This is a genomic window from Flavobacterium sp. 1355 (assembly GCF_017833415.1).
Classification (GTDB): Bacteria; Bacteroidota; Bacteroidia; order Flavobacteriales; family Flavobacteriaceae; genus Flavobacterium.
In genome coordinates, this window is the sequence record NZ_JAFICC010000009.1 from 104,939 (window position 1) to 127,502 (window position 22,564).

Here is a 22,564-nt window from a genome sequence, read left to right on the forward strand (position 1 = left end):
CCCGAACCTTTAATCAATTAAAATTATTTTTTGGTTTGCAAAAGTACTAACTTATTGCGAGATTACCAAGACGCTTTTTTAACTCCAGGAATTAACCCATTATTAGCCATCTCACGGAAAGTTACACGTGAAATACCGAATTGACGGATATAACCTCTTGGTCTACCTGTTAACTTACAACGATTGTGCAAACGAACTGGTGAAGCATTTTTAGGTAATTTTTGTAAACCTTCAAAATCTCCAGCTTCTTTCAAAGCTTTTCTTTTCTCAGCATACTTTGCTACCGTTTTTTCTCTCTTAACCTCACGGGCTTTCATTGATTCTTTAGCCATGTCTTAATTCTTTTTAAAAGGTAATCCTAATTCAGCCAATAATGACTTTGCTTCCTTGTCTGTTTTTGCAGTAGTAACAAATGTAATATCCATTCCTGAAATTTTGTTTACTTTGTCAATATCAATTTCCGGGAAAATGATTTGCTCCAAAACTCCAAGGTTGTAATTACCTCTTCCGTCGAAACCAGTAGCTTTGATACCACTAAAATCTCTAACGCGTGGCAAAGCAGAAGTAACAAGTCTATCTAAAAACTCATACATTCTTTCACCACGTAAAGTAACTTTTGCTCCAATAGGCATCCCTTTTCTCAATTTAAAAGACGCAACGTCTTTCTTTGAAATTGTAGATACTGCTTTTTGTCCAGTGATCTTTGTTAACTCATCAACCGCATAGTCAATAAGTTTTTTATCAGATACAGCTGCACCAACTCCACGGCTCAAAACGATTTTTTCAAGTTTTGGAACTTGCATCACGTTTGTATATCCGAATTCCTCTTTAAGAGCAGAGATTACTCTACTCTTATATTCTTCTTTTAGTCTAGGTGTATATGCCATTACTATAGTACTTGATTAGATTTTTTTGAAAATCTTACTTTCTTATCTCCTTCTACTCTAATACCAACTCTAGTTGTTTCCTTAGTTTTAGGATCAATTAGTGAAATGTTAGATATTTGTATAGAAGCTTCTTTCTTAACGATACCACCTTGAGGGTTTTTAGCACTTGGTTTTGTATGTTTCGAAACCATGTTTACACCTTCAACTATCGCTTTATTTTTCTCACGGTAAACACGTAAAACTTTACCTTCAGCACCTTTATGGTCTCCAGCAATAACTCTTACGATATCTCCTGATTTTATTTTTAGCTTTATCATCTTAAAACGAATTAAAGCACTTCTGGTGCTAATGATACAATTTTCATGAATTGTTTTTCACGAAGTTCTCTTGCTACCGGACCAAAAACACGTGTTCCTCTCATTTCCCCTGCAGCGTTCAAAAGAACACATGCATTATCATCGAAACGGATATAAGAACCATCAGCTCTTCTCACTTCTTTTTTGGTACGTACAACAACTGCAGTTGAAACAGCTCCTTTTTTAACGTTACCGTTAGGAGTTGCATCTTTAATAGATACTACAATCTTGTCACCAACAGAGGCATACCTTCTTTTGGTACCTCCTAAAACACGGATAGTTAAAACTTCTTTTGCTCCCGTGTTATCTGCTACTTTTAGTCTTGATTCCTGTTGTACCATAATTATTTAGCTCTTTCTAAGATTTCAACTAATCTCCAACATTTTGTTTTACTTAAAGGACGCGTTTCGCTAATTCTTACAGTATCTCCAATGTTACAGTCGTTTGTTTCGTCGTGTGCAACATATTTCTTAGTTTTCAACACGAACTTACCGTATAATGGGTGTTTTACTTTTCTTACTTCAGCAATAACAATAGACTTATCCATTTTATTTGAAGTAACAACACCTATTCTTTCTTTTCTTAAATTTCTTTTTTCTTCCATCTTTCAGCAGAATACAATTATTGTAACTCTCTTTTAGTTAACTCTGTAGCCAATCTTGCAACTGTTCTTCTTACACTTCTAATTTGAAGTGGGTTCTCAATTGGAGAAATAGCGTGAGCCATTTTTAGGTCAGCATATATTTTCTTAGTTTGACTAAGTTTTTCTTGCAACTCCGCTGCAGAAAGATCTTTTATTTCTGATTGTTTCATAATATAAATTTAATTATGCTTCGAAATCTCTAGCAACGACGAACTTAGTTTTTACTGGAAGCTTTTGAGCTGCAAGACGTAAAGCCTCTTTTGCAACTGATAAAGGAACTCCTCCAACTTCAAACATAATTCTTCCGGGTTTAACAACGGCAGCCCAATATTCAACGGCACCTTTACCTTTACCCATACGTACCTCAAGAGGTTTCTTAGTAATTGGTTTGTCTGGAAATATTTTGATCCATAATTGTCCTTCTCTCTTCATGAAACGAGTTGCAGCAATACGTGCAGCTTCGATTTGACGAGACGTTAAGAACATTCCATCTTCATGTACAGATTTAATACCAAACATTCCATTAGAAAGTTCATGCCCTCTTTGAGAGTTACCTTTCATTTTACCTTTCTGTACCTTACGGTATTTTGTTCTTTTAGGCTGTAACATTTTTCTTTAGTTTAAAAATTTACTTTCTTTTACGAGCGTCTGGTTTTCCACCTTTATTAAAAGGCTTTCTGTCTCCTCTCGGAGAATCGCCACCTTTACCACCACCAGTTCCAGATTGTTTTTTATCCATTCCTGCAAGTGGAGAAAGATCTCTCTTTCCATAAACTTCACCTTTCATGATCCATACTTTGATACCCATTCTACCGTAAGTAGTGTGAGCTTCAGCCAAAGCATAATCAATGTCAGCTCTGAAAGTTGATAGAGGAATTCTACCTTCTTTGAAACCTTCTGAACGTGCCATCTCAGCTCCATTCAAACGACCAGAAATCAAAACTTTGATACCTTCAGCGTTCATACGCATAGAAGCAGCAATAGCCATTTTGATTGCACGTCTGTAAGAAATACGGCTTTCGATCTGACGAGCGATGCTTGTCGCCACAAGATAAGCATCTAATTCAGGTCTTTTGATTTCAAAGATGTTGATTTGAACCTCTTTGTCAGTAACTTTCTTAAGTTCTTCTTTCAACTTGTCTACCTCTTGTCCGCCTTTTCCGATAATGATACCAGGTCTTGCAGTAGTGATAGTAACGGTTACAAGTTTCAAAGTTCTCTCGATGATTACTTTTGATACACTAGCTTTTGATAAACGAGCGTGGATATACTTTCTGATTTTGTGATCTTCGGCAAGTTTATCACCGTAATCATTTCCACCATACCAGTTTGAGTCCCACCCTCTGATGATACCAAGTCTATTTCCAATTGGATTTGTCTTTTGTCCCATGCTGCTTAAGAATTGCTTTGTGTGTTATTGATAGCTCCAAGCACGATTGTAACGTGGTTAGAACGTTTTCTTATTCTGTGTGCACGACCTTGTGGAGCTGGACGAAGTCTTTTCAACATCATTCCACCATCTACTCTGATCTCTTTAACAAATAATCCAGCTTCTTCTAAATTACCTTCACTATTTTTTTGCTCCCAGTTGTTGATTGCAGATAATAATAGTTTCTCTAATTTTCTTGAAGCTTCTTTAGAACTGAATCTTAAGATGTTAAGTGCTCTTTCTACCTTCTGACCTCTTACCAAGTCCGCTACTAAGCGCATTTTTCTAGGTGAAGTAGGGCAGTTATTCAATTTTGCGAAAGCAATAGACTTATTAGCCTCTTTTCTCGCATCTGCTGTTTCTCTTTTACGAACTCCCATTGCTTCTTATTTTTTACCTTTATTTTTTGCTCCAGCATGACCTCTAAAAGATCTAGTTGGCGAAAACTCTCCTAATTTGTGACCTACCATGTTTTCTGTTACGTAAACTGGTACAAATTGACGACCGTTATGAACTGCGATAGTCTGTCCAACAAAGTCTGGAGTAATCATAGAAGCTCTAGACCAAGTCTTTACCACTCCTTTGTTTCCGTTTTCAATGTTTTCCTGAACTTTCTTGTCTAACTTATAATGAACGAAAGGTCCTTTTTTTAATGAACGTGCCATATCTTATTATTTCTTTCTACGTTCTACGATATACTTGTTACTCGGGTTTTTCTTAGAACGAGTTCTATAACCTTTTGCTGGTATTCCATTTCTTGAACGTGGATGTCCACCAGAAGAACGTCCTTCTCCACCACCCATTGGGTGATCAACAGGGTTCATTGCAACAGGTCTTGTTCTAGGTCTTCTTCCTAACCATCTTGTTCTACCAGCTTTTCCTGATACAACTAATTGGTGGTCTGAATTAGAAACAGCTCCAATTGTAGCCGAACAAGTTAACAAGATCAATCTTGTTTCACCAGATGGCATTTTAATTGTAGCATATTTTCCATCTCTTGCCATTAATTGAGCAAATGTTCCAGCTGAACGAGCGATTACCGCTCCCTGACCTGGACGTAACTCAATACAAGAAATTACAGTTCCTAAAGGAATTCTGCTTAAAGGTAATGTATTACCAATTTCAGGTTGAGATTCTGGTCCAGAAACTAATTTCTGACCCACTTTCAATCCGTTTTGAGCAATAACATAAGTTTTCTCTCCATCAGCATAAGCTAATAAAGCGATAAATGCAGTACGATTTGGATCATATTCGATTGATTTCACAGTAGCCGGAATTCCGTCTTTAGTTCTTTTGAAATCAATAATACGATATCTCTGCTTGTGACCACCACCCGTATAACGCATGGTCATCTTTCCTTGACTATTTCTACCTCCAGAGTTTTTTATCGGCGCTATCAAAGAGCGTTCCGGCTTATCAGTTGTAATGGCGTCATAACCATTCACAACTCTAAATCGCTGACCTGGGGTAATAGGTTTTAATTTTCTAACTGACATGTTTCTGCCTTATTTTAGATATTATTATAAAAATCTATCGTTTCTCCTTCTTGTACTTGTACAATTGCTTTTTTAATAGCATTTGTCTTTCCACTGATTAAACCACTTTTAGTGTATTTTGTAGTTCTGTCCGGTCTTACGTTCATCGTGTTAACTGAAACAATAGTTACTCCATAAGCAGCTTCAATAGCTTTCTTAATTTGAACTTTGTTTGCTTTTTTGTCAACAACGAATCCGAAGCGGTTTAAAACTTCACTTTCTTTGGTTACTTTTTCCGTTACTATAGGTCTAATTATGATGCTCATATTCCTATTATTTACTTAAATTTTCTTCGATTAACTCCAAAGAACCTTCTAAAAGCACTAAATTATTAGTGTTTAAAATAGCGTAAGTGCTTAATTCTGAGCTAGTTACGACATTAGAAGCCTTTAAATTGCGTGACGACAAATATACATTTTTATTCGACTCTCCCAACACAAATAGAGATTTTTTATTTTCTAACCCTAAAGCTTTCAAAACGTTAATGAAATTTTTAGTGTTTGGCGCTTCAAAATTAAAGTCTTCAAGAACGATAATATTCGACTCTTTTGCTTTGATTGAGAAAGCTGATTTTCTTGCCAATCTTTTCAAGCTTTTATTCAATTTGAATGAATAACTTCTTGGTCTTGGCCCGAAAATTGTTCCACCACCTTTAAACAATGGATTTTTGATACTTCCCGCACGAGCTGTACCAGTTCCTTTTTGTTTTTTAATCTTACGTGTACTTCCAGTCACTTCAGCTCTTTCTTTAGCTTTGTGAGTTCCTTGTCTTTGATTAGCAAGATATTGCTTAACATCAAGGTATACAGCGTGATTGTTTGGTTCAATTGCGAATACTGAATCAGAAAGTTGAACTTTTCTTCCAGTATCTTTTCCGTTGAAATCTAATACTTTTACTTCCATTACTTCTGAATGATTACATAAGAGTTTTTATGTCCAGGAACACATCCTTTAATAACAAGCAGGTTCTTTTCAGCAACTACTTTTAAAACTCTAAGGTTTTGAACTTTTACATTGTCTCCTCCCATTCTTCCAGCCATACGCATTCCTTTGAATACTCTAGATGGATAAGAAGAAGCTCCCACAGAACCTGGCGCTCTTAAACGGTTGTGTTGACCGTGAGTTGCTTGTCCAACACCACCAAATCCGTGACGCTTAACAACCCCTTGAAAACCTTTACCTTTAGATACACCTTGTACATCTACAAATTCTCCTTCAGCAAAAATAGAAACATCAATAAGATCTCCTAATTTTTGTTCAGTTGCAAAATCTTGAAATTCAACGACTTTTTTCTTAGCAACAGTTCCAGCTTTTTTAAAGTGACCTAAAGCCGCTTTAGTGGAATGTTTCTCGTTTTTGTCATCGAAACCAAGTTGCAACGCTTCGTACCCGTCAACACCTTTGGTTCTGACTTGGGTAACAACACACGGCCCAGCCTCGATTACTGTACAAGGAATGTTTTTCCCGTTTTCGTCGAAAATACTAGTCATGCCGATTTTTTTACCAATTAACCCAGACATAAATATTAATTATTAATTACTAAAATTCCCTTCAATTTGAAAATAACAGAAATTTCCAAACAGGGAGTGCAAAAGTATACATTAAAATTGAATATACCAAACAGTTAGAAAAATTAAATAGCTCATAATCAAAATCAAAGCATCTATCTCATCATCATCGGTATTTTATTTCTGAAAAAATTAAATTTTACTTATCTAACCTACAACACCATTTAGCTTAATAATTATTTAATATGTCTAATGAAAAACGCCCGCAACAGGCTAAATAAAAGACATTTCTCTAAAACAAAAAAAACAACGATCAAAATTCACACCTTGAAAAACACAACGCAAAAAATCCTCATTAACAAAAAAAAAGCGAAACATTTCTGTCTCGCTTTTTATATACAAAATATAATAAAAATTATACTTTTATTTCAACTTCAACTCCACTTGGCAATTCAAGTTTCATTAATGCATCAATAGTTTTAGATGAAGATGAATAAATATCAATCAATCTCTTGTATGACATTACTTCAAATTGCTCTCTCGCTTTTTTGTTAACGTGCGGAGAACGCAACACAGTGAAAAGTTTTTTGTGAGTTGGTAACGGAATTGGACCTGTTACAACTGCTCCAGTAGTTTTTACTGTTTTTACGATCTTTTCAGCAGATTTATCTACCAACATGTGATCGTAAGATTTTAGTTTTATTCTGATTTTTTGACTCATTTTCTTAAGAATTAAGCGTTACCTTTTGCTTTTTTAATTACAGCTTCTGAAATATTAGAAGGTGTTTCTGCATAATGTGAAAACTCCATTGTTGAAGTAGCTCTACCAGAAGATAATGTTCTTAATGTAGTTACATATCCAAACATTTCTGATAAAGGCACATCAGCTTTAATAGTTTTAGCACCATTTCTGTCACCCATGTCATTAACCTGACCTCTACGACGATTGATATCACCTACGATATCTCCCATGTTTTCCTCAGGAGTAATAACTTCCATTTTCATGATTGGCTCAAGAATAATTGCTCCAGCAGCCTTAGCTACTTCTCTATAACCCATTCTAGCTGCTAATTCAAAAGAAAGCGCATCAGAATCGACAGGGTGGAAAGATCCGTCTGTCAAAGTTACTTTCAAACTATCCACTTGATAACCAGCCAAAGGACCAGTTTTCATAGCTTCACGGAAACCTTTTTCTACAGATGGAATATATTCTTTAGGAACGTTACCACCTTTTACTGCATTAATAAACTGCAATCCTACAGGAACTTTACCATCAACTTCATCAGCTGGCTCAAGTGTAAACACGATATCACCGAATTTACCACGACCTCCTGATTGTTTCTTATAAGTCTCTCTATGTGTTGCACTTCTTGTAAACGCTTCTTTATATTCAACTTGAGGCTCACCTTGGTTCACTTCAACTTTAAATTCACGTTTCATACGATCCACTAAGATATCTAAGTGAAGCTCACCCATACCAGAGATAATAGTTTGCCCTGAAGCCTCATCTGTTCTAACAGTAAATGTTGGATCTTCTTCAGCTAATTTAGCCAAAGCCATACCCATTTTATCAACGTCAGCTTTAGTTTTAGGTTCAATTGCAATACCAATTACCGGTGCAGGGAATTTCATTGACTCAAGAATGATTGGGTGTTTTTCATCACACAATGTATCTCCAGTTTTGATATCTTTAAATCCAACAGCAGCTCCAATATCTCCAGCCTCAATAAACTCGATTGGATTTTGTTTATTAGCGTGCATTTGGTAGATACGAGAAATTCTTTCTTTATTTCCTGAACGAGTGTTCAAAACATAAGAACCAGCATCTAAACGTCCAGAGTAAGCACGGAAGAAAGCTAAACGACCTACGAATGGGTCAGTAGCAATTTTAAATGCCAAAGCAGCGAACGGCTCTTTTACATCTGGCTTACGCAAGATTTTAGTTTGATCTTCTTCCAATAATTCAGCATCGTCAGGATGAATCCCTTCAATACCTTCTTTATCCATTGGAGATGGCAAATACTTACAAACCGCATCTAACATGAACTGAACTCCTTTGTTTTTGAAAGAAGAACCAGCAATCATCGGGATGATAGCCATGTCCATAGTTGCAGCTCTAAGAGCATTGTTAATTTCTTCTTCTGTGATAGAATCTGGATTTTCCATATACTTATCAAGCAAGTTCTCATCGTAATCAGCAACTGCCTCAATAAGGATATCTCTATATTCTTTAACTTCTGCAACCATATCAGCAGGAATTTCAACAATATCAAAAGTTGCCCCTTGAGTTGCATCGTGCCAAATGATAGCCTGGTTTTTTACTAAATCCACAACACCTTTGAAATCATTTTCTTCACCAATTGGCAAAGTGATTGCAACAGCATTAGATTTCAACATATCACGAACTTGTTGACAAACTGCCAAAAAGTTAGATCCCTGACGGTCCATTTTATTAACGAATCCCATACGAGGAACTCTATATTGATCAGCAAGTCTCCAGTTAGTTTCTGATTGAGGCTCAACACCATCAACAGCACTAAACAAGAAAACCAATCCATCAAGTACACGCAAAGAACGGTTTACCTCTACAGTAAAGTCAACGTGCCCAGGAGTATCAATAATATTAAAGTGATATGGCAATGACTCAGGCAAAAGCTTACCTTGCTCAGTTGGAAAATTCCACTCACAAGTTGTTGCAGCCGATGTAATTGTAATACCTCTTTCTTGCTCTTGTGCCATCCAGTCCATTGTTGCAGCACCATCATGTACTTCACCAATTTTATGTGATTTACCAGTATAAAAAAGGATACGCTCAGTTGTTGTTGTTTTACCAGCATCAATGTGAGCAGCGATTCCGATATTTCTTGTATATTTTAAATCTCTAGCCATTTCTTACGAATTAAAATCTAAAGTGAGAGAAAGCTTTATTAGCTTCTGCCATCTTGTGAGTATCCATTCTTTTCTTAACCGCAGCACCTTCTTCTTTAGCAGCAGCTAAACATTCTGACGCTAAACGTTGTGCCATAGATTTTTCATTTCTTCTTCTAGAATAAAGTATCAACCACTTCATTGCCATAGAAATTTTTCTGTCTGGTCTAATTTGCATTGGAATTTGAAATGTAGCTCCACCTACTCTACGACTACGTACTTCTACGTGAGGCATAACGTTAGTTAAAGCATCTTTCCAAATTTCTAATGAAGATTTTTCTGAATCTTGCTTTTTAGATTCGATGATGTCAATTGCATCATAAAATACTTTGAAAGCTGTAGATTTCTTACCATCCCACATTAAGTTATTCACAAAACGTGTTACCAATTGGTCGTTAAACCTCGGATCTGGTAAAAGTGGTCTTTTCTTTGCCGCTCTTTTTCTCATGTCTTTTTCTTAAAAGTTTTAAATTACTTTTTTGCTTCTTTTGGGCGTTTAGCACCGTACTTAGATCTTCTTTGCGTTCTTCCTGCAACTCCTGACGTGTCAAGTGCTCCACGAACGATATGATATCTAACACCTGGTAAATCTTTTACCCTTCCGCCTCTAACTAATACTATCGAGTGCTCTTGTAAATTGTGTCCTTCTCCAGGGATGTAAGCATTCACTTCATTACCATTTGTCAAACGTACACGCGCAACTTTACGCATTGCAGAGTTTGGTTTTTTTGGTGTAGTAGTGTAAACACGCGTACAAACCCCTCTTCTTTGAGGACAAGAATCTAAAGCAACCGATTTACTCTTCTTAGTTATCTGAGTTCTTCCTGTTCTTACTAATTGTTGAATTGTTGGCATAATTAATACTAAAAATTTATTATGTATATTAAATTCCCGCTTTTTACGGGGTTGCAAATGTATAAAATATTTTTCACTATACAAACGTTAATCCATTAATTTTCAATAACATTATTTAAGCTTAAACTTTTACAAACAAATAATAGATATTTGCAGTATTTTTAACAAACACTAAACTCGCTTGAGACATCTTTTAAATATATTCATTTTAATAATCGGCTTGAGTTGTAAAGCTCAAATTTTTCATTTAAAAATAAATGGAAACAATTTGATTGAGAACAAAACAATAGATTCACTAAATTATACTACACAACACCAGAATATAAAATCACTATTTAACGAGATAAACAACACTTCACAAAGATTGACAAAAAAAGGATATTTAGACAATAGCATACTCAGTGCCAACAAAATAAACGACAGTACTTATATATCGATAATAAGCCTAAAAAATAAAATAAAAAATATACATATATATATAGGTAGAAATAATATCTTTTTTAATTCCTCGGAAACCAAAAACGACACCTTAATTCTACCTTATGAAAACACAGAAAATTATTTAAATCAAAAAATAATTGAAGCAGAGAAACAAGGTTTTGCTCTAAGCAAGTTAAAACTAGAAAACATCCAAAGAAAGAATTCCATAATATATGCAGACTTAAGTTTTAAATCTGAAAAAAAACGCGTTATAAATTCAATTATCATGAATTATATAAATGTCAATAATCATGATTTTTTTCCTAAAGGGCATTTAAAACAACTAAATAAAAAATACATCAACAAAACTTTTAATCAAAATACCATAAAAGAACTATATAATGACATCAATAGTTTTGAATTTACTACTCAACCAAAATATCCTGAAATTTTATTCACAAACGACTCCACCAAAATATATGTTTACATTGAAAAAAGAAAAGCAAACAATTTTGATGGATATATTGGATTTTCGAATGACGAAAACAACAAGGTAAATCTAAACGGTTATCTCGACATTACACTTCAAAATATTCTTCATTCAGGAGAGCAATTTTCTTTATATTGGAAAAGTGATGGGAATCAACAAAAGACTTTCAATACCAAATTAGAAATTCCTTATATTTTCAAAACTTCACTTGGAATAAAAGCACAATTAAATATATTTAAACAGGATAGTACATTTCAAAACACAAAAACGGCAATTGATCTGGGATATTATATCAACTATAATTCAAAAATTTATTTTGGCTATCAATCTACAGAATCCAGTGACATCCAAAATACAAACAATTCAACGATCAGTGATTTCAATAACTCCTACCTTACTACATCAGCAGAATATTGGAAAAACGACAATTCAAACGATTTATCTCCAAGAAAAACATACTTAAACCTAACAACAGGATTCGGAAAAAGAACCACTAATAACAATCCCGACACTGCCGGATCAAGCAAGCAATTTTACATAAACATTAACGTTTCTTATAATTTCGAACTTAACAAGAGAAATTATTTTAACATAAATTCACAAAATTTTTATCTAAATAGTAAAAATTACATTTCAAATGAATTATTCCGTTTTGGAGGAGTGAATTCTATTCGAGGATTTTTGGAAAATAGCCTGCAATCCAATTTCAACTCTCTAATTCTTACAGAATACAGATATTTTGTTTCTAAAAACCTATATATTAATTCTATTATAGATTATGGGCTATATCAAGACTTGACGAGCTCTTTTGAAAAAAATAAAACAAAAAAATTAATAGGAATCGGAGCAGGAACAACAATACAAACCAAAAATGGTTTATTAAAAATTACTCTTACAAATGGAGGACAAAACATTAACGAATTACAATTATATAACACTATCATAAACATATGTTATAATGTTAAATTTTAATGTTTAACAAAAAAAGATTTTTATTTATTAGGATAGTTAACAAATTATTAAGAGTTTTGCGATACTAATTCAAAATATTTAAAAATGAAACTAAAGTTCAATGGATTCTTAGTGCTTTTATTAGTACTAGTAGCGCAACTAACTTTTGCGCAAGAAAGAGCTGTTTCGGGTATCGTTACCGATAATGCAGGTATGCCTTTGCCAGGTGTAAGTGTATTAGTAAAAGGAACGAAATCTGGGACGCAAACTGATTTTGATGGTAAATACTCTATCAAAGCATCAACAAGCCAAGTTTTGGTATTTAGCTACATTGGGATGAAAACCCAAGAAATAGCTGCAAGTTCATCTTCTGTTAATGTAAAATTAGCTGGTGATGCACAAGAACTTGAAGGTGTTGTAGTAACAACAGCTTTAGGTGTTAAAAGAGAGAAAAAATCTCTTGGTTACGCAACACAAGAATTAAAAGCAGGAGATCTAAAATCTGGTACTTCAAGTGGAAACTTCTTAAATGAACTTTCTGGTAAAGTAGCAGGTGTTAACGTAAGAAGAAACACTAACTTTGGTGGTTCTACGAGTGCAATCTCTCGTGGTGTTAAAGCTATCAACCAAAGTAATGAGATGCTTATCGTTATTGATGGTATGCCAATTAACAACGCTAACAACACTAACGATGGTACTTCAGAACAATTAAGAGGTGCTCAGGGTTATGACTACGGAAATAACGGTATGGATATTAATCCAGAAGATATTGAAAGTGTGAACGTATTGAAAGGTGCTGCTGCATCTGCACTATACGGATACTTAGCTGGTAACGGGGTTTTAATGATTACTACTAAAAAAGGTAGAGCTAAAAAAGGTCTTGGGATTACTGTTTCTTCTGAAGTAGTAACTGGTTCTCCAGACAAAGATACTTTCGTTAAATATCAAAAACAATACGGAGCTGGATACGGTGGTTCTTTTGACACTAGTGCCGATCTTGATGGTGATGGTGTAAATGACAGAGTTGTTTACATGGGAGATGACTCTTCTACTGGTAACGCTTTTGATCCTTCTTTGAATGTTTATCAATGGGATTCATTCTCAGATTATCCTGGAAATCCTAATTATGGTAAAAAATCAGCTTGGACAGCTGCTAAAAACGACCCTAATTCTTTCTTCAAAAACTCTTTATCTTTGGTAAACAGTATATCTTTTGAAGATGCTAACGACAAAACGAATTTAGTTTTCAACTATTCAAATACTAAACAAACAGGTATTTTACCAAATAGTGAATTAAATAAAAACAATTTCAGTGTAAAAGTAAATCACCAATTTTCTGACAGACTTTCACTTAGTACTTTTGCTAACTTCTCAAACCAATCTACAATAGGTAGAAACATGACAGGATATAGCGACAACTTAGTGTCTGGTTTCCGTCAATGGTGGCAAACTAACGTTGATATTAAACAACAACAACAAGCTTACAATAACTCAGGTGGTCAAAACCTTACTTGGAACAGACTTGGTGCTGACGATGGATTCCCTGCATATTGGAACAACCCTTATTTTGATCGTTACAAAAACTATCAAAATGACAGCAGAAACCGTTTTGTAGGTTATGCAAACTTTACTTATAAAATTGCTGAATGGGTATCTGCAACTGCGAAAATATCTACTGATACATATTCTGAAATCCGTGAAGAAAGATTAGCTGTAGGTTCTGTAGGAAAAACTTTTGGTGTAAATGGTTTTACTGAAATGTCAGGATACCAACGTTATAACGGTAATTTCTCTGAGCAAAACTACGATTTGTTACTTAACTTCAAAAAGAACTTCGGTGAAAACTGGAACTTAACAGGAGTTGCGGGTGGAACGATAAGAAGAAATTATTTTAATCAAATTACTGCTTCAACTGAAGGTGGCCTTATTAATCCAGGTCTTTACAGTTTAGATAACTCTGTATCATCAAGCCCTTACCCTTACGAAAGAGAAACTAAAACTGGAGTTAACAGTTACTTTGTTTCTGCTTCTATCGGATATATGGATCAATTCTTTATTGATGCAACATCAAGAAGAGATGCTTTCTCTCAATTACCTGAAGGAAACAACTCTTTATTTAGTAACTCTATTTCTGGTAGCTGGGTTTTCACTAAACTTGCAAATGCAAGCTGGTTAACATTTGGTAAATTAAGAGGTGGTTATTCTGAAAGCCCACTTGGAACACCAACATTAGCTTTAGTTGATACTTATACAAAAATTAACGCTTTTAACGGACAACAACAATACTCTGTAAACGGAACAAAAAACAATTCTAACCTAGAGCCTATCAAAACTAAGACACAAGAGATTGGTCTTGAGATGCAGTTCTTAAACAAAAGAGTTGGATTTGACGTGAGTTTATACAAAAACGTTAACGAAGGTGAGGCTATTCCAGTTGAATATTCTCGTGCTACAGGATATAGCTTCCAGTACATAAATGCTGCGACTATTGAGAATAAAGGTATCGAGGTTCAATTTAATGCTACTCCAATCAAAACAAATAATTTTGCTTGGGATATTACAGTTAACTGGTCTAAAAACAAGAACATGGTAACTGCTCTTGCTCCAGGATTAGAAAACTTAGTAATTGGTGGAACTTACCCAGGAAGTGTTACATTAAATGCTGTAGCTGGAAAACCATTTGGAATTTTAAAAGGTACAGATTACGTTTATGCTGCAGACGGTCAAAGAGTTGTGAACCCAGCAAACGGAACTTATTTACTTAACACAAGTGCAAACAACATTATTGGAGATATTAACCCTGATTGGATTGGTGGTCTTCGTAATAAATTCTCATACAAAAGTTTATCATTAAGCTTCTTGATTGATATGAAAAAAGGAGGAGATATCTTCTCTACAGATCAATGGTATGGTCAAGGTACAGGTTTAACTGAAAATACAGTTGGCAACAATGACTTAGGATATCCTAAAAGAAATTCACTTGCTACTGGTGGTGGTGTAATCCTTCCAGGTGTTTACCCTGACGGTACTCCAAACACAACAAGAACTGCATATGTTACAGGTGGAGCTATTACAAATGCATATGGAAATGGAGCTAGAAAAGATTATGTATATGATGCTGGTTTTATCAAATTAAGAGAAGTAAACATTACTTATACTTTACCAACTTCATTAGTACAAAAAATAAAATTAGTTGACGCGAAAATATCTATTATTGGATCAAACTTATGGATAATCGATAAAGATCTTCCAGATGCTGACCCAGAAAGTGGTTTAGGGTCTAACATAGGATCTTCAGGTTTATCTATCGGGTCTTTACCAACCACTAGAAATATTGGTTGCAACTTAACAATAAAATTCTAAGCTATGAAAAATAGACTTCTTATATTAATACCAATTTTATCCATGTTTGCATCATGTACTGATGACATTACAGGATTGAATACGGACACAAAACGTCCAACAATGACTGACGCAACCTATTTATTTACTAACGCAGAACATGCATTAGTAGATCAGGTTACAAGTACTTCTGTAAACGTAAATGTTTTCAGATTATATGCTCAACAATGGACAGAAGTACAATATCCACAAGAGAGTCAGTATGACTTTTCACGTAATATTCCAGATACTCACTGGAACGTATATTACCGTGATGTACTAAGAGATTTCAAAGAAGCAAAAAATTTGTTAACTCAACTGAAAGCAGACGCTAACGCAGAGGAAGCTGCTATTATTGACAATAAAATTGCAGTTATCGACATTCTTTCTGCATATGCTTATAATACTTTGGTAGATACATTTGGAGATATTCCTTATACTCAAGCATTAGATATTAGTGGAAATCCTCTACCAAAATATGATGATGCTCAAACAATCTACAGAGATTTACTATCAAAACTAGATGCTGCATCTGATGCATTAGATACTAACGTAGGAAGTTTTGATGATGCAGATTTAATTTACGGTGGAAATACTGGTAAATGGGCAAAATTTGCTAATTCATTACGTTTAAGAATGGCAATTAATATGCATGACGTTGACGCAACTTATGCTTCTGCACAAGTTTTAGCTGCTGAGGCTGATGGTTTAATGACTTCAAGTGCTGATGGTACTTATATGACTTACGCTGAAACTCAGCCAAATGCAAACCCATTATATGTTGATTTAGTTGCTTCAGGTCGTAATGACTTTTTACCAGCTGATACTTTTGTTAATAAGATGAATGCTCTTGGTGACCCAAGAAGACCTAAATATTTCACTTTATATGATGACGGTACTTATAAAGGTGGAGTTTATGGAGCTTTAAATACTTATGGTTCATTCTCTCACTTAACTGAAACTATTAAAAAACCAACTTATCCTGGAGTATTATTTACTTATTCAGAAGTTGAGTTTTTATTAGCTGAGGCTGCTGCAAGAGGAATTGCTGTTAGTGGAAGTGCTGCTTCTCACTATAATGCTGCCATCACTGCTTCTATGCAGGATTGGGGTGTAGCATCTGCTGACATTGTTGCTTATTTAGGAAGACCTGATGTAGCTTATGCTACTGCAGCTCCAACATGGCAACAAAAAATTGGTGAGCAAGCATGGATTTCTTATTTCAACAGAGGATTTGAAGCCTGGACTTCTTACAGAAGATTAGACTATCCTGTATTGGCTGCACCAGCTATCACTTTTAACAACCTTAAAGAGGTTCCTAAAAGCTATCCTTACCCTGTAAAAGAACAAACTATCAATGCTACAAATGTACAAGCTGCAATAGCTAAATCAGGCGGAACTAACATTGGTATTACTAAAGTTTTCTGGGATAAAAAATAATAAAAAATAATAAAAAATATGAAAAAATATATAAAAATTGCTGCTCTTGCACTAGTAGTAGTCTTAGCTTCTTGTTCTTCAGAAGAAGATGGTACAGACTTCGTAGAAGTAGGAGGTAATGCGGTACCACAGGCGACAATTAGCCGCTTAGATAAGAACTTTGACTTGCCTATTGCACTTTTTACAAAAGAAGGTGTAACTGCAACTAAAGTTGAAATTTACCAAAACATTGCTGCTACAACAGCTGATCCAATAAAACTTGGGCCTAAAGTTGCTGATGCTACTATTGCTAATGGTAAGGCTACATTTAACACTTCTACATTAGGTAGTTTTGATGTATTTCCAGTAACTCAAACTGATGGTACTGTAACATTAACAGGTAAAACTGGAGTTTTTGTATTAGCAATTATCACAACTTATTCTGATGGAACATCTACAAGAGCTCCTTACAGACTTACTGTTGCTAAAGGAATTGTTTGGAAAGCTGACGATCACGGTAGTGCAACAAATACAACTACTTCTACAAGTGGAGTAACAGCGGTATTGTACAACGACCCTACACCAGTTAACATACATTATGCTACTGTTTCAAATACAGGAACTGTAGTTGATAAGGTAGTAGGTGAATGGTCTATAAACGGTGGAGCTTATTCTCCAATTCCAGACCTGACATTCTCAACAAGCAAACAGACTATTGATGTGGCTGGTTTAGATTACATTGGTGCTGGTGTACAACCAGATGATGTAGTAACATTTAGATTTACAGTAACAGCTGGAACTCAAACTGATGCTATTACTACAAAAATCACTTATGCTGAACAAGTTTTTGATGGTGCTAAAGATGGTGCTTTATCTAACTCTGATACTACAAGCCAATTTAGTTTCCAAACTGGTTTAAATTATGACGGAGCTGATACAGCTCATACTGAGGTTACATTTACAAGCCCATTTGGTTTCGTAAGATCTTCAAATGACGTTAGAATTGAATTCGTAAAAGCTAATGCATTGAATTTTGACACTACTACTTTGTTACAAGCTGAAGCTGCATTTAACGCTGGTACTAAAGTTTCAGGATTAAATAATTTAGTTTTAAACGATGTAGTTCTTTATAAAGTTACAAGAAATGTTAATGTAGGATCTGATGATGAGCCAGATTTCCAAGATGTAACTTACTACGGCTTAATCCAAATTACCGACAGAGTAGCTGGTACTACAAGTCAAAAATTATCATTCTCTTATAAAGAAGGAGTATTACACCTAGCAGAACCAACAACTCCTGTTGTTATCGACTAAATACTCTTAACAGATAAAATATTCTTTTAATAGAAACTAAACCACCGACAGCTGTCGGTGGTTTTTTTTTATATAAACATTATACCTATATTTGTCCTATGGAAAAAGAACATCAAATATTTGGAATAAGAGCCATAATAGAGGCAATTCAGGCAGGTAAGGAAGTAGATAAAGTATTCATCCAAAAAGAAATTTCTGGAGAATTAATGAAGGATTTAATGAAAGTCATGAAACGCGCTAACATTAATTTCTCTTACGTTCCGGTAGAAAAACTGAATCGATTAACTCCAAATAATCATCAGGGTGCTGTAGCAACAATATCTCCTATTGGTTTTATTGATCTGGAACATCTGGTAGAATCTACTATTGAATCAGGTGCTAAACCTTTATTCCTTATCTTAGATCAAATTTCAGATGCAAGAAATTTTGGTGCCATAATTCGTACTGCAGAATGTACGGGAGTAAATGGAATTATAGTACAAAAGGCCGGATCTGCTCCTGTTAATGGTGATACTGTTAAAACTTCTGCAGGTGCCGTTTTTAATGTGCCTATTTGTAAAGTTGAACACATCAAGGATGCTATATTTTATCTTCAGGGTTCGGGAATTAAAACTGTTGCTGCAACTGAAAAAACAGAACAAAATATTTATGACGTATCATTAAACGAACCAGTTGCAATTATAATGGGTTCTGAAGATCGTGGAATAAATCCATCTGTTCTTAAAATTGTTGATGAAAAAGCAAAATTACCAATGTTTGGTTCAATTGGTTCCTTAAATGTTTCAGTGGCATGTGGCGCGTTTTTATATGAAACTGTGCGACAAAGAAGTTAGTTTTTATACGTTTAGATCGGTAATGAATAATTTTAAAAACAAATGCATTCATCCTTACCTTCAAACATATCGGTTAAAAAGAGTCTTTTACTTTTCTTCATAACAACTTTTGCTAGTTATGGACAAGATACCACATACAATCAATTCTGGAGCGAAGTTCAATTCACTAAAACAATAAGTGAAAAATGGTCTGCAGAATTAGATATAGCAAATTCATTTAGCAGCACAGAATCATCTTCGAACATGTTTGAAAATAATGTGCAAAGGTCATTTAGGGTTTGGGGACATCATTATCTAAGCCCGAGGTGGAAAACTTCTGCTTTTTTGGCATATTATGACAACAAAGATGTTCCCGAAATTGGTCAGTTTAAATCTCCTGAATGGAGATTTGCCTTACAGGGTATTTATTATTTCCATAAGGTTGGTTATACTTTAAGCACGCGTTCCAGACTAGAAATCAGACATTTGAGAAATGCGGATAAAGATTATGAAAATGTTTTTCGATACAGGCAGCAAATCAAGTATTTAAAGCCAATAAACAGCAAAGTGCTTCGTAAAGGAGTTGTTTATGGAATAATTTCTGATGAGTTGTTTTTTAAATCCGGAGCAAAAGTAACAGGAGAAAGTTTCTTTGATCGTAATAGATTTAATATCGGTGCAGGATATTTATTTAGTGACGACATTCAGCTTGAAGTCATGTATGTAAATGAAATTCTTCCTCGAAATAAAGGAACTCAAACTGTGAATGCTGCTTCTTTGACACTTACATTTAATAATCTGTTCGAAAACGTCAAAAATAAACTCTTTCATAAGGAGAGTTCAACTACCTCAAAAGAAGATGAATAACTATTTTTCTTCCTTAAGAAAACAGTTTAACTGATCCATGATCGCTTTTTTATGAAGTTTAAAGGTATAATTTTCCATAAATTCAGTGCCCGGAATGTTTACATCAGCATTTATAGCCTCAAAACTTGAAAATGGCCTGATGTCTTTTTTATCAATCAGATAAAGAATTTCCATAACAGAATCATGTTTTATATAGCGTGTATCAAAATGCTGCAGTTTATATTTATTTCGATCAGAAAGTTCAATAACTAAATCTTCTTTTATATTACTATCTTTTTTTAAAGGAAACGGTATTGGCCGCAAAGCAATAAAATAGTTTTCCTTATCAGTTACGATCCCGATTTTTAATGATTTTTGTTTTGTTTTGTAAAAGGTAGCTGATTTGATAAAATACAACATCGAGTCATCAGCCTGCACTTTGCTTTTAATATCACACTGAGCAAAACTTTGAAAGCTAAATAAAATTAAAAAAAATAAAACTATATTTTTCATAATCAAAATACTAATAATCAAATCATTAATACAAAAATAGTGTATTTTACAATATCTTCGGCAATAGACTCAATTATAGTGTTTAATCACTTTCATTTGTTTTACGAATTATATAATTAACCTCCATATCTGAATTGAAATAATTCAAATTAATTTCTTCATTTTCTTCTTCAGCCTTTTCGGTGTTAACAAAATTTCCGTTTTCATCAAAGTGTTTCATAAAAGCATCTTCCTGAGGATCAAAATCCGGCCTTTGCCATTCGTATACAATTGGCCGGGCATAATCGGGGGATTTATAAAACAAAGTAAGTACAAACCCAGTTATAAATCCTGCCAGATGTCCTTCCCAGGAAATAGCATTATCAACTTCTGGAAAAACATACCAAATCATTCCGCCATAAAGAAGGACAACACAAAAAGACAGCGCCACTAACCTGTAATAACCAGTTTGAATCCCTTTAAAGAAAATAAAACTTACTAAAACATAAATCAATCCACTGGCTCCTATATGATAGCTTTCGCGTCCTATAATCCACGTTATTAAACCCGAAAATAAGATTCCATAAATAATAACCGGAAAAGTTTGTTTTGGATAAAAGAAGCGTAATGCGGCCAGCAATACCAAAAGCGGAATTGAGTTATTATATAAATGCTCTAAATTTTCATGAATAAAAGGACTGAATAAAATTCCCTGCAGACCTGAAAAATCTCTGGGATAGATTCCGTTTTGATAGAAATCAAAATTAAACCGAATTTGAAACCAATAGATCATCCATAGAAAAAGCACAAAAAAAGCCGGAAGTCCAACTACGGAATTTGAAAATTTAAAGTCCTTCTCATTCATAAACAAAACAATTAATTCAAAAGGATTAACATCAAAAAACTATCCAAATATAATTTACTGATAATTTGTCAGCCATCGTAACTAATTACTAAACTAAAAGTTAATACGATACAAAATTTGTTTAAAATAAATCTGAAAATAGTAATTTTACAATATGGAAGCACCTTTAGCAGAGCGTATTCGCCCACAAAAGTTAGAAGACTATATAAGTCAAAGTCATTTGGTTGGCCCAAATGGTTCATTGACGCAACAAATTTCAAAAGGAATAATTCCTTCTTTGATCTTTTGGGGACCGCCGGGAACAGGGAAAACTACACTTGCACAAATTATTGCACAAGAATCAAAAAGGCCTTTCTATATTTTGAGCGCCATAAATTCTGGTGTAAAAGATATTCGTGATGTTATCGATAAAGCAAAACAAAGCGGTGGGCTATTTACTGCCAAAAACCCTATTTTATTTATTGATGAGATTCACAGGTTTAGCAAATCACAGCAGGATTCCCTTTTAGCGGCTGTAGAAAAAGGCTGGATTACACTAATCGGCGCTACAACAGAAAATCCCAGCTTTGAAGTTATCCCGGCATTATTATCCCGCTGTCAGGTTTATATCTTAAATGCTTTTACCAAAAATGACCTTGAAGCACTATTACATCGTGCTATGAAAACGGATGTCGAACTGGCTTCAAAAAATATTGTTTTAAAAGAAACAGAGGCTTTATTAAGGCTTTCCGGCGGAGACGGGCGCAAATTATTGAATATTTTTGAGCTTGTTGTAAATGCATCTGCAAGTGATGAAGTTGTTATTACAAATGATCGTGTTTTAGAATTAGTACAGCAAAATACTGTTTTGTATGACAAAACAGGAGAACAGCATTATGACATTGTTTCTGCTTTTATAAAATCGATTCGCGGAAGTGACCCAAATGGTGCGGTTTATTGGTTAGCCAGAATGATTGAGGGAGGTGAAGATGTAAAGTTTATTGCCCGTAGAATGCTTATTTTATCAAGTGAGGATATCGGAAACGCTAATCCTACTGCTTTTATAATGGCAAATAATACATTTCAGGCAGTTTCGACTATTGGTTATCCGGAAAGCAGGATTATATTAAGCCAGTGCGCCATTTATCTCGCAACTTCTCCAAAAAGTAATGCCTCGTATATGGCAATAGGAAATGCTCAGCAATTAGTGAAACAAACCGGAGATTTGCCCGTTCCAATTCATTTGCGTAATGCTCCGACAAAACTTATGAAAGAATTGGGTTATGGTGAAGATTACAAATATTCGCATGATTATGCCAATAATTTTGCCGAACAGGAATTTCTTCCTGATGCTATAAAAGAAACGGTTCTTTATAATCCGGGAAGCAATTCAAGAGAGAATAGCAACCGCGAATTCTTAAAGAACCGCTGGAAAGATAAATATGGCTATTAAA

General features: G+C 34.5%; 27 protein-coding genes. 7 read left to right on the top strand and 20 right to left on the bottom strand.

Features of this window, described 5'->3' with window-relative positions; all coding sequences use genetic code 11:
- Window positions 1-62 precede the first annotated feature (62 nt).
- From rpsN to rpsL, 18 genes are all read right to left on the bottom strand, one after another.
- Window positions 63-332: a 30S ribosomal protein S14 gene (gene rpsN / locus JOD96_RS13000; RefSeq protein ID WP_007803655.1), complete on the bottom strand. Its 270-nt coding sequence runs from the start codon at window positions 330-332 to the stop codon at window positions 63-65.
- A 3-nt stretch (window positions 333-335) separates the two neighbouring features.
- Window positions 336-887 carry a 50S ribosomal protein L5 gene (gene rplE, locus JOD96_RS13005; RefSeq protein ID WP_007803652.1) on the bottom strand — a complete coding sequence of 184 codons (552 nt, stop codon included), beginning with the start codon at window positions 885-887 and terminating at the stop codon, window positions 336-338.
- A gap of 2 nt (window positions 888-889) precedes the next feature.
- A complete protein-coding gene (gene rplX / locus JOD96_RS13010; RefSeq protein WP_007803650.1) occupies window positions 890-1,204 on the bottom strand; it encodes a 50S ribosomal protein L24 in 315 nt (104 codons plus the stop codon).
- 11 nt (window positions 1,205-1,215) lie between these two features.
- Window positions 1,216-1,584, bottom strand: coding sequence for a 50S ribosomal protein L14 (gene rplN, locus JOD96_RS13015; protein WP_007803649.1), 369 nt, complete (start codon window positions 1,582-1,584; stop codon window positions 1,216-1,218).
- Between the two features lie 2 nt (window positions 1,585-1,586).
- Window positions 1,587-1,847 carry a 30S ribosomal protein S17 gene (rpsQ, locus tag JOD96_RS13020; protein WP_007803646.1) on the bottom strand — a complete coding sequence of 87 codons (261 nt, stop codon included), beginning with the start codon at window positions 1,845-1,847 and terminating at the stop codon, window positions 1,587-1,589.
- A 17-nt stretch (window positions 1,848-1,864) separates the two neighbouring features.
- Window positions 1,865-2,056, bottom strand: coding sequence for a 50S ribosomal protein L29 (gene rpmC, locus JOD96_RS13025; protein ID WP_007803639.1), 192 nt, complete (start codon window positions 2,054-2,056; stop codon window positions 1,865-1,867).
- Between the two features lie 13 nt (window positions 2,057-2,069).
- Window positions 2,070-2,495 (bottom strand): 50S ribosomal protein L16, encoded by a 426-nt coding sequence (gene rplP / locus JOD96_RS13030; RefSeq protein ID WP_007803637.1) that lies wholly within the window; start codon window positions 2,493-2,495, stop codon window positions 2,070-2,072.
- Window positions 2,496-2,514: 19 nt separating this feature from the next.
- A complete protein-coding gene (gene rpsC / locus JOD96_RS13035; protein WP_007803635.1) occupies window positions 2,515-3,276 on the bottom strand; it encodes a 30S ribosomal protein S3 in 762 nt (253 codons plus the stop codon).
- Window positions 3,277-3,281: 5 nt separating this feature from the next.
- A complete protein-coding gene (gene rplV / locus JOD96_RS13040) occupies window positions 3,282-3,695 on the bottom strand; it encodes a 50S ribosomal protein L22 (RefSeq protein WP_007803631.1) in 414 nt (137 codons plus the stop codon).
- Window positions 3,696-3,701: 6 nt separating this feature from the next.
- Window positions 3,702-3,980: a 30S ribosomal protein S19 gene (gene rpsS / locus JOD96_RS13045; protein WP_007803626.1), complete on the bottom strand. Its 279-nt coding sequence runs from the start codon at window positions 3,978-3,980 to the stop codon at window positions 3,702-3,704.
- Window positions 3,981-3,986: 6 nt separating this feature from the next.
- Window positions 3,987-4,811 (bottom strand): 50S ribosomal protein L2, encoded by an 825-nt coding sequence (gene rplB, locus JOD96_RS13050; RefSeq protein WP_007803623.1) that lies wholly within the window; start codon window positions 4,809-4,811, stop codon window positions 3,987-3,989.
- A 14-nt stretch (window positions 4,812-4,825) separates the two neighbouring features.
- Window positions 4,826-5,116, bottom strand: coding sequence for a 50S ribosomal protein L23 (gene rplW, locus JOD96_RS13055; protein WP_007803621.1), 291 nt, complete (start codon window positions 5,114-5,116; stop codon window positions 4,826-4,828).
- 7 nt (window positions 5,117-5,123) lie between these two features.
- On the bottom strand, window positions 5,124-5,753 hold the full coding sequence (rplD, locus tag JOD96_RS13060; protein ID WP_065450855.1) for a 50S ribosomal protein L4: 630 nt from the start codon (window positions 5,751-5,753) through the stop codon (window positions 5,124-5,126).
- On the bottom strand, window positions 5,753-6,370 hold the full coding sequence (gene rplC, locus JOD96_RS13065) for a 50S ribosomal protein L3 (protein ID WP_007803612.1): 618 nt from the start codon (window positions 6,368-6,370) through the stop codon (window positions 5,753-5,755). The genes rplD and rplC overlap by 1 nt, the downstream gene beginning before the upstream one ends.
- 403 nt (window positions 6,371-6,773) lie before the next feature.
- Entirely contained in the window at window positions 6,774-7,079 is a 306-nt protein-coding gene (rpsJ, locus tag JOD96_RS13070; protein ID WP_007803605.1) for a 30S ribosomal protein S10, read from the bottom strand.
- Between the two features lie 11 nt (window positions 7,080-7,090).
- A complete protein-coding gene (gene fusA / locus JOD96_RS13075) occupies window positions 7,091-9,247 on the bottom strand; it encodes an elongation factor G (protein ID WP_209564686.1) in 2,157 nt (718 codons plus the stop codon).
- A gap of 10 nt (window positions 9,248-9,257) precedes the next feature.
- On the bottom strand, window positions 9,258-9,734 hold the full coding sequence (gene rpsG, locus JOD96_RS13080; RefSeq protein ID WP_007803600.1) for a 30S ribosomal protein S7: 477 nt from the start codon (window positions 9,732-9,734) through the stop codon (window positions 9,258-9,260).
- A gap of 23 nt (window positions 9,735-9,757) precedes the next feature.
- Window positions 9,758-10,141, bottom strand: coding sequence for a 30S ribosomal protein S12 (gene rpsL / locus JOD96_RS13085; protein WP_007136570.1), 384 nt, complete (start codon window positions 10,139-10,141; stop codon window positions 9,758-9,760).
- A 706-nt stretch (window positions 10,142-10,847) separates the two neighbouring features.
- Between rpsL and JOD96_RS13090 the strand changes: the two genes are divergently transcribed.
- The 6 genes from JOD96_RS13090 to JOD96_RS13115 all read left to right on the top strand — a co-directional run bounded on the left by JOD96_RS13090 (window position 10,848) and on the right by JOD96_RS13115 (window position 19,795).
- Window positions 10,848-12,023 (top strand): hypothetical protein, encoded by a 1,176-nt coding sequence (locus tag JOD96_RS13090; protein ID WP_245188408.1) that lies wholly within the window; start codon window positions 10,848-10,850, stop codon window positions 12,021-12,023.
- 84 nt (window positions 12,024-12,107) lie between these two features.
- Window positions 12,108-15,365, top strand: coding sequence for a SusC/RagA family TonB-linked outer membrane protein (locus JOD96_RS13095; protein ID WP_209564687.1), 3,258 nt, complete (start codon window positions 12,108-12,110; stop codon window positions 15,363-15,365).
- 3 nt (window positions 15,366-15,368) lie between these two features.
- Window positions 15,369-16,823 (top strand): SusD/RagB family nutrient-binding outer membrane lipoprotein, encoded by a 1,455-nt coding sequence (locus JOD96_RS13100; protein WP_209564688.1) that lies wholly within the window; start codon window positions 15,369-15,371, stop codon window positions 16,821-16,823.
- Window positions 16,824-16,988: 165 nt separating this feature from the next.
- Complete coding sequence (locus JOD96_RS13105; protein ID WP_209564689.1) at window positions 16,989-18,116, top strand: hypothetical protein; 1,128 nt, start codon at window positions 16,989-16,991, stop codon at window positions 18,114-18,116.
- A gap of 98 nt (window positions 18,117-18,214) precedes the next feature.
- On the top strand, window positions 18,215-18,949 hold the full coding sequence (gene rlmB / locus JOD96_RS13110; RefSeq protein ID WP_209564690.1) for a 23S rRNA (guanosine(2251)-2'-O)-methyltransferase RlmB: 735 nt from the start codon (window positions 18,215-18,217) through the stop codon (window positions 18,947-18,949).
- Between the two features lie 42 nt (window positions 18,950-18,991).
- Window positions 18,992-19,795, top strand: coding sequence for a DUF2490 domain-containing protein (locus JOD96_RS13115; RefSeq protein ID WP_209564691.1), 804 nt, complete (start codon window positions 18,992-18,994; stop codon window positions 19,793-19,795).
- On the opposite strand, the gene JOD96_RS13120 is transcribed toward JOD96_RS13115, so the two are convergent.
- A complete protein-coding gene (locus JOD96_RS13120) occupies window positions 19,796-20,287 on the bottom strand; it encodes a hypothetical protein (RefSeq protein ID WP_209564692.1) in 492 nt (163 codons plus the stop codon). It abuts the gene before it with no gap.
- An 82-nt stretch (window positions 20,288-20,369) separates the two neighbouring features.
- Entirely contained in the window at window positions 20,370-21,131 is a 762-nt protein-coding gene (locus JOD96_RS13125; RefSeq protein WP_209564693.1) for a rhomboid family intramembrane serine protease, read from the bottom strand.
- Window positions 21,132-21,285: 154 nt separating this feature from the next.
- Between JOD96_RS13125 and JOD96_RS13130 the strand changes: the two genes are divergently transcribed.
- Complete coding sequence (locus JOD96_RS13130; protein ID WP_209564694.1) at window positions 21,286-22,563, top strand: replication-associated recombination protein A; 1,278 nt, start codon at window positions 21,286-21,288, stop codon at window positions 22,561-22,563.
- Window position 22,564 lies beyond the last annotated feature (1 nt).